This is a genomic window from Bradyrhizobium huanghuaihaiense (assembly GCF_025200885.1).
GTDB lineage: Bacteria > Pseudomonadota > Alphaproteobacteria > Rhizobiales > Xanthobacteraceae > Bradyrhizobium > Bradyrhizobium huanghuaihaiense.
The window spans coordinates 4,053,190-4,066,146 of record NZ_CP104172.1 but is presented as its reverse complement, the minus strand read 5'-3'; the positions used below and the strand labels follow the sequence as shown (position 1 = coordinate 4,066,146).

At 62.0% G+C, this 12,957-nt stretch carries 17 protein-coding genes and 1 pseudogene; 3 read left to right on the top strand and 15 right to left on the bottom strand.

Features of this window, described 5'->3' with window-relative positions:
* The first annotated feature begins 54 nt into the window (after positions 1-54).
* On the top strand, positions 55-993 hold the full coding sequence (locus N2603_RS19415; protein WP_260390002.1) for a GlxA family transcriptional regulator: 939 nt from the start codon (positions 55-57) through the stop codon (positions 991-993).
* A 49-nt stretch (positions 994-1,042) separates the two neighbouring features.
* Here the strand turns inward: N2603_RS19415 and N2603_RS19410 are convergent, their stop codons facing one another.
* The 5 genes from N2603_RS19410 to N2603_RS19390 all read right to left on the bottom strand — a co-directional run bounded on the left by N2603_RS19410 (position 1,043) and on the right by N2603_RS19390 (position 2,964).
* The gene (locus N2603_RS19410; protein WP_260390001.1) at positions 1,043-1,231 is read right to left on the bottom strand and encodes a hypothetical protein; all 189 of its coding nucleotides are present in this window, start codon (positions 1,229-1,231) and stop codon (positions 1,043-1,045) included.
* Positions 1,232-1,241: 10 nt separating this feature from the next.
* Positions 1,242-1,571, bottom strand: a complete 330-nt coding sequence (locus N2603_RS19405; RefSeq protein ID WP_260390000.1) for a four-helix bundle copper-binding protein — start codon at positions 1,569-1,571, stop codon at positions 1,242-1,244.
* Positions 1,572-1,675: 104 nt separating this feature from the next.
* Complete coding sequence (locus N2603_RS19400; RefSeq protein ID WP_260389999.1) at positions 1,676-2,578, bottom strand: NAD(P)/FAD-dependent oxidoreductase; 903 nt, start codon at positions 2,576-2,578, stop codon at positions 1,676-1,678.
* Positions 2,575-2,700, bottom strand: coding sequence for a hypothetical protein (locus tag N2603_RS19395; protein ID WP_260389998.1), 126 nt, complete (start codon positions 2,698-2,700; stop codon positions 2,575-2,577). The genes N2603_RS19400 and N2603_RS19395 overlap by 4 nt, the downstream gene beginning before the upstream one ends.
* Positions 2,701-2,715: 15 nt before the next feature.
* Complete coding sequence (locus tag N2603_RS19390; RefSeq protein WP_260389997.1) at positions 2,716-2,964, bottom strand: hypothetical protein; 249 nt, start codon at positions 2,962-2,964, stop codon at positions 2,716-2,718.
* On the opposite strand from N2603_RS19390, the gene N2603_RS19385 reads away from it, so the two are divergent.
* Positions 2,963-3,256, top strand: coding sequence for a putative quinol monooxygenase (locus N2603_RS19385; RefSeq protein ID WP_018647374.1), 294 nt, complete (start codon positions 2,963-2,965; stop codon positions 3,254-3,256). The two genes, N2603_RS19390 and N2603_RS19385, sit on opposite strands and share 2 nt — an antisense overlap.
* A gap of 82 nt (positions 3,257-3,338) precedes the next feature.
* Entirely contained in the window at positions 3,339-3,467 is a 129-nt protein-coding gene (locus N2603_RS19380; protein WP_260389996.1) for a hypothetical protein, read from the top strand.
* A 65-nt stretch (positions 3,468-3,532) separates the two neighbouring features.
* Here N2603_RS19380 and N2603_RS19375 read toward each other — a convergent pair whose 3' ends face one another.
* The 10 genes and pseudogenes from N2603_RS19375 to N2603_RS19330 all read right to left on the bottom strand — a co-directional run bounded on the left by N2603_RS19375 (position 3,533) and on the right by N2603_RS19330 (position 12,945).
* Entirely contained in the window at positions 3,533-3,916 is a 384-nt protein-coding gene (locus tag N2603_RS19375) for a hypothetical protein (protein WP_260389995.1), read from the bottom strand.
* Positions 3,917-3,920: 4 nt separating this feature from the next.
* Positions 3,921-4,211, bottom strand: a pseudogene (locus N2603_RS19370) (zincin-like metallopeptidase domain-containing protein); the annotation flags it as partial.
* Positions 4,212-4,321: 110 nt separating this feature from the next.
* Complete coding sequence (locus N2603_RS19365; protein ID WP_260385883.1) at positions 4,322-5,314, bottom strand: site-specific integrase; 993 nt, start codon at positions 5,312-5,314, stop codon at positions 4,322-4,324.
* A complete protein-coding gene (locus N2603_RS19360) occupies positions 5,311-6,255 on the bottom strand; it encodes a tyrosine-type recombinase/integrase (RefSeq protein ID WP_260385882.1) in 945 nt (314 codons plus the stop codon). Before N2603_RS19360 ends, N2603_RS19365 begins: the two co-directional genes overlap by 4 nt.
* On the bottom strand, positions 6,252-7,478 hold the full coding sequence (locus N2603_RS19355; RefSeq protein WP_260385881.1) for a tyrosine-type recombinase/integrase: 1,227 nt from the start codon (positions 7,476-7,478) through the stop codon (positions 6,252-6,254). Before N2603_RS19355 ends, N2603_RS19360 begins: the two co-directional genes overlap by 4 nt.
* Before the next feature lie 237 nt (positions 7,479-7,715).
* Positions 7,716-9,068 (bottom strand): serine hydrolase domain-containing protein, encoded by a 1,353-nt coding sequence (locus tag N2603_RS19350; protein ID WP_260386657.1) that lies wholly within the window; start codon positions 9,066-9,068, stop codon positions 7,716-7,718.
* Between the two features lie 182 nt (positions 9,069-9,250).
* Complete coding sequence (locus N2603_RS19345) at positions 9,251-10,087, bottom strand: ArdC family protein (protein WP_260389994.1); 837 nt, start codon at positions 10,085-10,087, stop codon at positions 9,251-9,253.
* A gap of 522 nt (positions 10,088-10,609) precedes the next feature.
* A complete protein-coding gene (locus N2603_RS19340) occupies positions 10,610-11,137 on the bottom strand; it encodes an isochorismatase family protein (RefSeq protein ID WP_260389993.1) in 528 nt (175 codons plus the stop codon).
* A gap of 44 nt (positions 11,138-11,181) precedes the next feature.
* Entirely contained in the window at positions 11,182-11,820 is a 639-nt protein-coding gene (locus N2603_RS19335; RefSeq protein ID WP_260389992.1) for an acyl-homoserine-lactone synthase, read from the bottom strand.
* 399 nt (positions 11,821-12,219) lie between these two features.
* Positions 12,220-12,945 carry an autoinducer binding domain-containing protein gene (locus N2603_RS19330; RefSeq protein ID WP_260389991.1) on the bottom strand — a complete coding sequence of 242 codons (726 nt, stop codon included), beginning with the start codon at positions 12,943-12,945 and terminating at the stop codon, positions 12,220-12,222.
* Between the last annotated feature and the right edge of the window lie 12 nt (positions 12,946-12,957).

Sequence of the window (12,957 nt, the reverse complement as noted above, 5' to 3'; positions counted from 1 at the left end):
CATGTTGGCCTTGAGATCGGAAACGGCGTAATTCCCTCATTTTTGGACGCGTCCATGATCGGCTTCCTGATCTTTCCCGAATTCCAGTTGCTGGACGCGGCAGGTCCGATCTCGGTGTTCGAGATCGCAAGACGCCATGTGCCGCATGCACCGCGCGTGATCACGGTCGCGGCCAAGGCCGGCGCGGTGCGCAGCTCGTCGGGCACCGAGATGCTGGCGCGCAGCCTGCGATCGGCCAGCGGGGTCACGACGCTGTTCGTCGCAGGCGGCGAAGGCGTTGAGGCCGCGGCGCGCTGCAAGACGACGATCGCCTTCATCCAGAGACTGGCGCGGCGTGGCGTGCGCATGGCCAGCGTCTGCTCCGGCGCCTATCTGCTCGCCGAAGCGGGACTGCTGGACGGCCGCTGTGCAACCACGCACTGGTCCTGCACACGCGACTTCACCGGACGCTACCCGAAGATCCGGCTCGAGCCGGACCAGATCTTCACCCGCGACGGTCATGTGTGGACGTCGGCGGGCATCACCGCCGGAATTGATCTCGCACTCGCCATGATCGCCGAGGATCACGGAGAGGACGTCTCGCAAGCCGCCGCGCGGCAGCTCGTGCTCTATCAACGCCGCGGCGGCGGGCAATCACAGTTCTCGACCTTGCTCGAACTCAAGACGCCGAGCGGCCGCTTCGCCAGCCTGCTGTCCTGGGTGCGGGAAAATCTCGACGCGCAGCTCACCGTCGATGCGCTTGCCGAGCGCGCGGGATTGAGCGCGCGGCATTTCGTGCGCTCCTTCATCGCCGAAACCGGATCGACGCCGACCAAGGCCGTCGAGCGCCTGCGGGTCGAGGTGGCGCGCGAACGGGTGCAGTCCTCCGGCGAGGCGATCGAGCGCGTCGCGCAATCCACCGGCTTTCGCGATCCCGAGCGGATGCGCCGCGCCTTCATCCGGGCCTTCGGCCACCCGCCGCAGTCACTGCGGCGCTCAGCACGGAGCGCGTGACGGCAGGCGAATCGGCGAGGAATACGCTGAGGGCGGCCGACCGCGCGAGCTAGGGTCCGCCCGCGACCGATCCCGCGATCACCATGACCAAAGCGGCAAGATCGATCCTGCCGTTGACGATCAGCTCTTCCGAGCGGTTCGCCTCGCTCGCGCCCTGGAGCTTCAGCGCTTGCGGCCGGTCAGCCGCCTGGCGTTCCAGTTCGCCGATGATGGCTTCCTTGAGCTTCTCTTCCAGCATGGGCATCGCCTCACGCTGCCATCGCGCGGCAGGATTGGGCGCAGGAGCGGCACATCGCGACGCATTCGTCCATGCCGCCGATCCGCTCGCAGTCCTTGGCGCATTCGCTGCAGATCTCGGCGCATTCGCCGCAAGTATGCCGGTGATGCGGCGTGTTGATCAGCATGAAATGCGCGGCCGTCCGGCACATTTCGGCGCAGGCCATCATCAGGCGGAAATGGTTGGGCTCGACGTGCCTGCCGCCGGTCTCGAGGCAATGGTTCATCGCCGTGCCGAGGCAGGTCTGGTAGCAACTCATGCAATGCGCGATGCAGCGCGTCATGTCTTCCGATTGCACCATGCGGTCTCTCCAGTCGTGCAGACGTCGCCCTCGCCCGCTCAACCAAGGCCAGCCACCGCGCTTGGTTCCTGGTTCCCGCGATTGTGAGACTTGATCGAGGTCAGTCACACCAGGCGCCGCGGCAGGCCGTGATGGATCGTGCAGGCGGCAACCGCCGCGTGGCCGAACGCGACCGAGATCTGGTGCAGGTCGGTGACGACGTCGCCGATGCCGTAGAGCCCGCTGATCGTCGTGCGCTGGTGGTCGTCGACCTTGAGATAGCCCTCCCCGGTATGCTCGGCGCCCAACGCCATCGCGAGCTGCGAGCGCACCTGCGCTCCCATCGCGGGATAGACCACGTCGAAGCGCGCCGTCCTGCCGCCGGCAAAGACGGCTTCGAGGCTGCCGTCGCCCCGTCGCAATCGCAGGTCGGGCGCGATCTCGACCTGAACCCCCGCCTCGGCCAGTCCTGATCTTGCGGCTTCGCCGTCATCCCACCGGGTTGCGAGCAGCATCACGTCGCGCGAGTAGCCGCGCAGGAACAGCGCCTTGCCGGCGGCACGGTGAAGCGGTCCGATGACACCGATGCGGCGGCCGCTCGCCTCGAAGGCGTCGCAGACCGGACAGTAGCGCAACAGACCATCGGCGACCGCGGCACGCCATTGCTCGAACGGCGGATGGGTATCGACGATCCCGCAGGCGAGAATGACGGTGGCGGCGCCGTGCGCACCGCCGTTCCAGCTCGCCTGAAAAACGCGGTCGTGACGTTGCAAGGCCGTGACCTCGGCCTCCACGCGTGTCACGGCGAGCTCGTCCAGTTGCGCCGACATGCGCGCGATCAACTCGTCACCCGACAGGCCGTGCACGAAGCCGGGGACATTATGACTGCGTGGGATCAGCGCGGCCCGGCTCGCACCCGCGTCCACGACGCAGACGCGGCGACGGAAGCGCGCCAGATATATCGCCGCCATCAACCCTGCCGGGCCGCCCCCGATGATGATGCAATCGAACGCCTGCGTACCGCTCATTTGGAGGGTGGATCCCGAAGCCTTGCGCCGGTCTCCTCGAGGCTCCTCATCGCTTCGCGCGTGGCGTTTTGCCCCAGCGACAGGCTGACCGGCCGAATTCCATCGCGAAGGTCGATCACCATCTTGCCGGCTCCTCCTCAAATCGATCCCGTGTGACCAACCTTGAGGTGCGGCTTGCGGTTCCAAGCGCGCGATGAACCGGGCTGCGGGCCGCGATTATCGCCTACGTCCGCCATAACTTCGTCCGGGGTCAATTCGCGCCCCATGTCAGCGTGTTTTTGACCTGCGAGGTAATCGACCGAGCGCGGTCGCGTGAAGCACTCTTCCCGGGCAGGCCCGATACGCCGTTCCGTCGCCGCCGAACACATGCCGAGGAGAAGCACCATGCCGGTCACCTATGTCATCAAGTTTGACGTCGTTCCCGAGCAGCGCACGAATTTTCTGCGACTGCTCGGGGCGGTGCTCGACGCGATGAGACACGAGCCGACGTTTCATCAGGCGGTCCTGCATCGCGATCCGGCGTCCGAAAATCGCTTCATGCTCTACGAGACCTGGGAGAGCCATGAGGAGGTCGTGAACGTCCAGATCAAGCGACCCTATCGAGACGCCTGGCATGAGGCGCTTCCCACATTGCTCGCACGTGATCGCGATATCGAGATGTGGCAACCGCTCTGTTAGGGCATCACACAGATATGAGGGTGGTCGAAATGAAAAACTGACCTGCAAGCCAGCATTATGTTTCGAGCAGCGCTCGAGCGACTTGCTGAAGATCATCGAGGTCATCAAGAACCACACCGAGAGCCTGGTGACAGGCAAACATCCGGCTGAGGAGGTGATGCCCAATCTGGTGCGGGATGTGAACGGCCTCATGCCCAAATGCAGCGGCTAGAGCTGGGTGAGCCAGGCGAGCAGGAGCGATGCCCGCACCGGCTCAGCCCTGGCGTCATTCCCGGCTCAGCCGCCACACTGCTGCTTCATGTATTTCAGGTAGTTGCCGAGGTGGTGCTGCCAGAAATAGTCCAGCTTCTGGCATCCCGGCGTCCCATCGGTCGGGTTGCCGCCCGGGTTGGCGAATAGCGGCAGCAGCGAGCCGGCGTCAGCATAGTTCAGCGAGGCCTGAAGCTGGTCGAGGATCTGCTGGATCATATCCGCGATCGTCGATCCGGTGATCGCTGCGGCGGTTGCCGCGCCGAGATCGGCGGCGTTCAAATGGATCGTCTCGGATGTCAGTCTCCGAGAAAGACTCTCGACCCGCTGCTTGAGCCGCCTCACCGCGTCGTCGCGAACGCGATTGACTGCGCTCTCACCGTCGGCGGCCACGCTGCCGAGCGCGATCATTGCCTCAGGATTGGGACTGCCGCCGAACCCACGCAGCGGCGGCGAAGGCGAGCAGGAAATCGGCGGCCTTCGAGGCCTTGCTCGCGGCGCGGAAGATCGCGCGGCTATCTTCTCGGAGGACCTTGAGCCATGAGCCGAGATAGTCGGCATGGCGGACGGTGGGCTTGATCGACAGCGCGGCGCAGACGAAGGCTGCGGTCAGTTCAGCGATCAGCTCTTCGTTGGCGTAGAGTTTCGAGCCAAATGCGCCTGACAGCTCGCGGTTCAAGCGCGAGAGGTGGCCAGTCCAGTGGCCATTATGCCGATATCGGCATAACGGTCATTATGCCGTAAGTCGGATTATGCCGCATGGCCGAGTTTGGCGGCGGTTACGCCTGCTCTTGGCCATGCGGCGGTTCGGCATAATCAGAGCGCTTCGAGGAAGGCGAGCAGTTCGTCGCTGGGACGATACCGCCCGGGATGCATTTCTGGACTGGCGACCTGCGAGAGTGCCTTTTCCTTCAGCCTCATGTCGGCGTGGATATAGATCTGTGTTGTTTCCACGGACTCGTGCCCGAGCCATAGCGCGATCACGGATTGGTCAACGCCGTGATGGAGCAGCTCCATCGCCGTACTATGGCGCAGCGTGTGCGGCGTGACGCGTTTGCCAGCGAGGCGCTGGCAGGCTCGCGATGCCGCTAGGCAATGCTTGCCAACCAGATGTTCCAAAGCATCACGGCTGAGCCGCTCGCCCCGGATCGATGGGAACAATGGTCCGTCGCTGTCAAGGCGTTCGCCTATCCAGGCCTGGATCAGCTTGGCCGTGTCACGACGAAGAGGCGTGCTGCGTTCTTTCCGCCCCTTGCCGATGCACCGGATATGAGCCCCCGTGCCGAGGATCACGTCCTTGCAGCGCAGGTGGATCAATTCGGACGCCCGCAACCCGGTCTGAAGTGCAAGCACCAGCAGGACGTGATCACGCCGGCCCACCCACGTCTTTCGATCCGGCGCGGCCAGCAGCGCCGCTATCTCCTCAGCATCAAGGAACGTCACGCTCCGCTTCACGTACCGCTTGTTCGGCATTGAGAGAATGCGCTGGCAATGAAGAAGGCAGCTCGGGTCGGTCAATGCAACGTAGCGGAAGAACGAGCGGATAGCGGCAAGACGCGTATTGCGGGTGCGTGCCGTGTTGCCTCGCGCCGTTTCCACATGGGTCAGGAAGTCGGCGACAAGATCAGCGTCGAGATCTTCGATCGTCAGTTTCGTGGGTGGCTTTCCACGCCGTGAACTTGCATACCGGATCAGCAACCTAAATGTATCGCGGTAGCCAGCGACGGTATGGCGGCTCGCTTCCATCTGCGTGCCGAGCCGATCGGTGAAGAAGCGCTGGATCAGCGCGGGGAAGTTGGTCGCCTTCATCGGGTTTCCGCCTCCACTGCCGCGCCTGTTATCCGAGCGGAGGCCAGCTCCAGCAGTTCCGGGACCGCTTCGAGATACCAATAGGTATGGGCGGGGTTCGCATGACCAAGCCATGTCGTGAGCTTGATCATCTCGCGGCCGACGTCTTTGCCCGACCGATACCAGCTCAGCATGGTACGCACCGCGAAGGTATGGCGAAGATCGTGGATGCGTGGTCCACGGCCGTGCCGAAGATAAAGCTGCGGCTCTCGCAGCCCGATCTGCTGGCATACATGCGCGAAGTTGTACCGCGCACCGCAATCGCCAAGACGATGCCCCTCGCAGGTCACGAAGAGTGCTTCCGGCCTGCGCCCGAGCAGTCGGTCCCGCTCGCGGCCGTAGCTTTCCAGCCGCTGCACGACGCTTGGGTCCAGCGGCAGCAACCGTTCCTTGCCGAGCTTGCCCTGCCGGACATGAAGCACGCCGGATTCGACATCGAGATCGGCAGGGTCGAGACCGAGAGCTTCGCCGATCCGAAGTCCGGTCACGGCGACAAGGCCGAAGAGCGTCGAGCACGTCAGGCCACGCATGCCGTAGACCGATGGCAGAGTCCGCGCATGCTCGATGATCGCAACGATTTCGGCCTCACTATAAATATATGGATGCACGCGTTGAACGCGACCGGGCACCAGTCCCCGGGGCGGGGCTTCATGCTTGGGGTCTATGCCATGCAACCATTCGGCAAATTGGCGAGCTACTCTGAAGCGTGTTGCCCGGGTTCCGGTACTGGCAGAGGACAAGCTCTCGAGCCAGCGCATGATCAGGTTGGTATTGACGTACTTCATTTCATCGCGGTCGGCGAAGATAGCGAAGCGACGTAGTATCCGCTCATCCGTGCTCAGATCGGCGCCGAGCTGTCTTCTGACGGTCAGGTAGCGGTCGAGTTCGGCAAGGAAGCTCATCGTGCCACCTCCGCGACCGGCCAAGGCTGGGCGATGGAACGCAGGCCATCCGTGTCAAGCTTCGCGTAGATCATCGTCGTCGCCCGCGATCGATGCCGCAGCAGATCGCCGATCTCTTCCAACGAGGCGCCGGCGCGAACCATGTTCGTCGCCAGGCTGTGGCGCAGAACATGCGATCCCACGTAGGGTGTCGGCGGCTTCACGCCCGTCGCCGCGAACGCCTCCTTCAATATGGCGTTGATGACCTGGCTGTCCTTGAACGGGCGGTTTGGCGCCCGATGCGTCACGAACAGCGTGCGCGTGCGCGTGGTCGTTGAGGTTCGCTCCTCCTGTAGATATCGGATGATCGCTTCGCCGACGTCTGGCGGGATCGGCAGCCGGTCATGGCGCTGCCCTTTTCCACGAACGAGAAGCTCGCCCGAGCGCCAATCGATGTCATCCAGTTGGATAGCGATAACCTCCGGCGCGCGCAGGCCAAGGCGGGCCATCAGCAGCAGCATTGCGTAATCGCGTGCGCCGTGCCGCGGATTGGTGCGCACCGAGGCCAGAACAGCCTCCACCTCATCAAGCGACAGATAGCGAGGGAGCCTTGCGCCCCAAGGTTTGTGGGCCCTGGGGACGCAGAGCGACAAATTTGTCGTCGTGAGGCCCTGTGCGAACAGATACTGGAAGAAGCTGCGAAGATGAGTTGCCGGTGTCTTATCGCGGAATGGGCGCTTGCGTGAGAGAAGGTGCTCCATGAACGCCACGACATCCCGGGCGTTAAGCGCCGGCAGATCGAGCACATGGTCGCCGAAGCGATGATGGAGAAAGCGATCCGCGAACCGGAGCACGTGATAGACGGAGCGAGGGCTGAGGCCGCGCTGCCGCAGAAGATAGGTTTCGAAGTTGCTCAGCAGTTCGTGACGTTCGGCCTGCGAAGGCGTAAGCGGTGGTCGGCTCGCCACTCCTATCTCGATGAGATGCAGGACGAACAGCCTGGCAAGATTGGGAACCTTGATCTGGCTCTTCGGTGTGATCGGCAACCGCCGCCCCAGCGCGACAGCAAGGTCTGGCGTCAACGTCGACGGCACAATGCTCTCGGCTTCGAGCAAGCGGCCGAAGCGTCGAAGCAGGTAGCGATAGTTCGCCAAGGTCTCTGGCTTGTAGTTCCTTGAAGAAAGACTTTCCTCGAATGATACGAAGTAGGGATCGAGGCAGGTAATCTTGTCGGATATTTCCATTTCTTGTGCTCCATGTTGTTGGAGCAACAAACTTCCCATCAAAACCTCGATATGTAACTAGCCATCGGCGTTCCCGCGCTGAGGATCAGCGCAAGTGGCAGGGCCGCCGCTTACAGAAAGCCCGATGTGCCGCAAAAGTCGGCCGCAAATCGCCGACTTTCGCGATGGATTTTTGCGACACGAATTCTCTTTAGATTTGAGGGGGCTTAGATTTGAGGGGGCGATCTGCCGTGAAACTTAGGATTTTTGCGACGCCGCGGCAATCGCCTGAAGTAGTTTCGCTGTGCTGTAACCGATATCTTCCCGCGTCAATCCCATGCGCAGGATCACCAGTTTACGCGAGGGGATGATCGCGATCACCTGACGCAGGTGCCCTTGCATCATGAACGTGTCGGCTGGAAGTCGGAATCCCTGGCCCGGCCCCAACCAAAGCTGTCCGCGACCGTAGACCGGGCCATGTCCCTCTTCGGAAACCAGCACAGGCGAGCGCATGTAATCGACGAAGCCCGCCGGCAAAAGCTGTTCGCCGTTCCACTCTCCGTTCAGGCGCAGGAATTCGCCGAAACGCACCCAATCATGCGCATTAGCGAAGAGAAAAGCTTCACCAAGGAATGTACCTGAAGGGTCGGCTTCGAGAACGGCGCTGGTCATGCCCAAAGGCTTGAACAATCGCTCCTGCGGATAAGCTCGCGCGTCCGCTCCAACCGCGTTCTGCCAGAGCCGGGCCAATAGGACGGATGACCCCCCGGCATAGTTGAACTTCGTTCCAGGCGGGGCGACGAGCGGTCGATCCCTCGCGAAGGCCGCTGCATCCTTTGCGAGATTCTCCAACCCGTCAGGGTCGGGAGAATCGCCAGCTTCACTCCATTTCAATCCGCTCGTCATGGCCATCAAATCGGCCACGGAAATGTCCGCACGCGCGTCGCCGGCCCACTGCGGAAATAAGTTCTGTCGATCGAGCGAAAGCTTTCCGTCCTTGATCGCCATGCCGGCCAGGGCAGCGTTTACGGTCTTCGTCATCGACCAGCCCTGCAAGGGCGTCGAAGCGCTAAACCCTTCGCCATAGGTTTCAGCGACGATGCGCCCGTCCTGAACCACGACGATCGCGCGCATGCCGGGCCCTTGGAGAGCCGGATCGTTCAGCGCTGCCAGCAAACGCTTGTCTTCGGACAATTGCACCCTCTCGCCGGCCGGCCAGAGCGCATCAGGCTTTGCCGGACGTGAAGGCGGCGCGGCGCGATCGGGGATTTCGTCCTTCGAGACCAGCGTGCAACCGCGTCCGTCCTCATATTGGGCGTCGCGTTTGGCGAAGAGGCCGCGAAATGCCACTTCGACACGCTGGTTGGCGGGGTCCACCGAGATTTTCAGACGGTTGGCGACATGAGGGAGCGCAAACGCTACATCGCTTCCAATGACGGAGGCCGCGTCGCGTTTGGCAATGAAGACGTTCGAACAAACCATTTTTGCCGCAACGGCCGATGCCGATAGAAGTCCATCGGGCGGGCTGAAGGTTAGCCAGCCGATTATCCCCGAAATCCCAATCATTGTAATTGCAACAACAAAAAGGAATAGTTTCTGGACGCGCCGCATATTTCCCGACCTTCCAATATCCTAAAAGAACTGTCGCGAAATTCCCGATTAAAGCGACGATTTTGAATCCGACTTCAGCTACGTTGCAGAATAGCGAATTTTGCAACGGCTTCAATGTCAGCAAAGAAAGGCCTCTCGGAACGATTATGCGTTTCGTATAGTTGGCGCGATTATGCCGACTGTCAGCGCATTGACGACGTCCAATTCCAACGGCCTTCTCGAAAATTCGGCATAATCCGGCTTACGGCATAATGGCCAAGCTCATGGAACAGCGTGCGGTAATAGTTGATCTGCTCGAAAAAGGCAGGCTGTGGCGGGACGTGGACGGTGTCGTCTGATGGTGAATAGAAGGCCTTTGCGCCGCCGATGCGGATATCAGCCCGTGTTGCGACAGTGAGCGCTTCGGCCTGCGGCACGATCTCGCGCTCAGGCAAGGCCGGCGCTTCCACGAGGTAATGATCCGGCAGGTCGTCGCACTGATCGACGTTGAAGACGGTGTAGCGCCGCAAGAATGGAACGGCCGCCCCTTCCGCGTCCTGCTGGTCTTGAGAGGCACGCCCTGCGCCACCCTGCTCGCGCTTGGGAACGAAGCGGTCAGCATAGCAGACCGTAACGCCGTGCTCGCCCTTGCGTACCGATCCGCCGAGACTTGCGGCCTGGCGGAAGGTCAGCCATCGCCCCGAGGCAAAGCTGCGCTCGAACAGCCGTCCCCACAGGATCAGAACGTCGATCCCTGAATAGGTCTTGCCCGTGGCTGCATTTCTCGGCAGCGCGAAGGCCTGATTGCCCCCACCGGTGCTCCATGGCCGGGCCCATGGGAAGACGCCAGCCTCCAGATCGGCAACGATGTGGGCGGTGATTTCTTCGTAGAGACTTGCCTTCGGCTTGGCCGCGTGACGGCGGGTTGAATTCTTGGACATGACGATCTCCGCTCGCTCCTCTTCCGCGCCCTGCCCCCGAAAGGCGGGGTGGGCGGCGAAGAGCGACCGGAAAGCCCCGAACGTGAAGGTGGACCGCACCGGAACGGCCGGAGCGTCAGCGGAGGACCGCGCCGGGCACACAAGCGACACAGAGAGCCTAAGCAAGGCGCGGTTGCGGGCCGCCGGTTCGGGGCTATGCGGGAGCGCCGCCCACCCCGCCTTCCGGGGGCTTATCAAAAGCGCCGGCCGCCTGCGGCCGGCTCCTCAAAAGCATCGCCTCAAACGGATCGCCGGCATGTCATCGAGACCGTCGCGCACTATCGACCACGCAGACGGCACATGGGCCCCTGCATCCGCGGACGACGTGTTTGCGCCAGGGATCGAAGCCGGAGGCCGAGACCGCAAAGCGGGCTCGGTTCACGAGAGCCCGGCCCGCAAGCGGCAGCCTGCGGGAGGCGCCATGTTAGAAAGGAAATCCCAAAACTGTGCCTGACGGCCTGATCGTCAGAGACGCGCCTCATTCGAGGAGTGCTTGGCGGATCGTCGTAGAGATGAGCGCCCAAGCATGGAACGAGACCTCGGCGACCGACGAGCAAAGACTACGAGTTTGGCCGCTGCACCCTATTTCAGCAATTGCCGGATTTCCCCGATCAGACCGTGATCGCCAAGGCACACGGCCCACTCCAGCAATGTCTGGCGAACAGTCGTCACGAGCATGCCATGGAGCACCAGACGGTCGAACATCGGCCTCCGTTCGGCTTCGCGCCTCGCGGCCGACAGATCTGATAGGAGGCGTATATCGTAGCCCCGCGCGGCGCCCTCCAGGGCTGTAATAAGCACATCCTCCTCGAGCCAGGCGCCCGCGAGATACAGGAAGCGAAAGCCGTCTTGCACCATACGTTGGACGAACCGCTCATCCTTCCAAAGAAGCTGTCCATCAAGCGGAATCATTTGAAAGACTTGCCCCGTACGCGCGGCCGATGTTTGCAGCTTGCAGTCGCCCACGGCTAACGGGGTGACGCCCAATATCCGACACCCCGCCTCCAGAAGCGGGAAATTCTCGATATGGGCATCTACCTCCGGAGCGCCGGTCCTCGGCCAGTCGGGATTCAAGATGACGACGACGCTGTGCCTCGGGTCCGCCAGCATGGATCACCTTCCGGCCGTTCCCGGAAAGCTTTGACCGCATAACGTCAAGCTGCGGCAGGAATAGACGTGACCGGAATCAAAACCCGCCCAGGGACGCCAGCGGCTTGGTAGAGCACGTGAAGGGCCGCGTCAGAGGCATGAAGGTATCCTGCGAGAGCTGTGGTTTGTCCGACACGGCACGGTGCGCCTAGCCGCTCGAGGGGCCACCCCGCGCGGCGCAGGATACGCTCCATTCGAACGTCCGTCACAGTCACGATGCTATCGGCATTTGTGGCCTTAAGGTATTCGATCATGGCCGCAAACATCATGATGGTAGCGCGATTGATGCCGTTGCCGGCAAGTTGGGAGGCCCGATGTGTATCTACGCAGAACCTCGAGCTTTCGAGGACCTTCTCACTTCGCGGCACTGGACTATCGCCCAGCAAGAAGGGAAATGTGTCCGCGAGCATGTTTGGCCCGACCGTCCGCAACAGCCTGACGCTGCCCACCACAGCGCCATCATCAGTCAGCACCAGAAGATAGGTTGGACTGAGAGCGTCGAAGAGATCGACTTCCATGTCCCCGGAAACCGCGACCGACCAATCGAGCCGGTCTTTGAAGATCTGCCTGCGTAGCCGATACATGTCGGCAAGCAGATCGACATGCTGTCCGAAAGCGTGATGGTTCAAAGCGGTTGCAAGCATGGTGACCTCCGGTTGAATCGGTGACAAACCACCACAGCAGAAACCGCAGTTTGCAGCGCCTGTGTTTTTTAACAGGTGCCTCCGGCAGAACCGAACTTAGAAGAATTTTGATCTAACGAGATCTTGGGGCCCGGCCAACGAATGCCAGCTGTTCTTGCGGGCCAGCATACCGAACGGCACCGGCGCCGACTCATTCGTGGCAACGGCCGGAACGGGCTCGGCGGCTTCCATCGAACACGCCAGGCCACTTAGGAAGTTCTCGGAGGTGTCACTGCCGACGGCGATACTGGTTAATGCGCCTGTCTCGGTGGCCTATTTTACGTACCAGCAGCCCGTATTGTTTCGCGATAAACTGCCAACCGTGCAAGCCGAGGTAGCAGGAACCTGGATGAAAATCGCCTAAGTCAGCAGGCGACGACGGATGGCCTCGGCGACGCATTGCGCAATCGAGGTCGCATCCAGCTTGCGCTTGGCATTCTCCAGGTGAAAGGACACGGTCCGGGGCGAGATTCCCAACAGCAGCGCGCTTTCCGAGACCGTCTTGCCACGTGCCACCCAGGCGAGGCATTGCCGTTCGCGATGTCCGAGGACCGGATCGACCAGCGGTACTTCGGCGACCAACTGGCGCGCCGCCAGATGCGTGTGGAAGTGCAATCCGACTAGACGCAATATCTGCGCCGAGGTCGCAATCAAGCGCTCGGGATGCAAACCACGATCATCGCTGGCCAGCGTAAACGCCGCCATGCGGCCGAAGCCGCCACGGATCGGTATCGTCACGCCGCAGCGAATTCCAAAGGAGACAGCCTCTTCAAAGAACCTGCGCTGATCCTTCGTGCCACCCGGCCCTGCCGCGCCGCTCCTCCAGCAGAAAAGGTCATGGTCGAGCCGGGCTCTGCGAATCACCGGATCAAGCTGCTGATAGTGCAGATCGAAATAGCGGCTTGACCACGATTTGGGATAGCAGGAGATCAGCTTCGGTGCCCCCTCGACTATCCTCAGATAAGCAAACCAACGAAAGCCAAGACACACCGCTGTGCGCGCCGCCGTACGCTCGAACTCAACGTCGTTGCGCGCCAACTCGATCGCATCCACGAAGTCCTGAAACACGCGATCCCATCTCTTCATCGTGGCTGATCC